This is a genomic window from Streptomyces sp. NRRL S-1022, from assembly GCF_000720135.1.
Taxonomy (GTDB): Bacteria; Actinomycetota; Actinomycetes; order Streptomycetales; family Streptomycetaceae; genus Streptomyces.
In genome coordinates this window covers 1-254 of sequence record NZ_JOIU01000206.1, presented here as the reverse complement: position 1 = coordinate 254, position 254 = coordinate 1, and the positions used below count along the sequence as shown (strand labels likewise).

Annotated in this window: 1 pseudogene; it reads left to right on the top strand. The window is 71.7% G+C overall.

The features are described from left to right. Positions 1-254: pseudogene (locus IG05_RS0141585) on the top strand (modular polyketide synthase); the annotation flags it as partial.

Below are 254 nucleotides of genomic sequence, written 5' to 3'. Positions count from 1 at the left end.
CGAGGCGCAGGCGCTGCTGGCGACGTACGGCCGGGACCGGGTGGAGCCGTTGTGGCTGGGGTCGGTGAAGTCGAACATCGGGCACACGCAGGCGGCGGCTGGTGTGGCTGGTGTGATCAAGATGGTGATGGCGATGCGGCACGGGCAGTTGCCGCCGACGCTGCATGTCGACGCGCCGACCTCCCACGTCGACTGGTCGGCCGGCCACGTCTCACTGCTCACCGAGGCCCGGCCGTGGCCGGAGACGGGGCGTC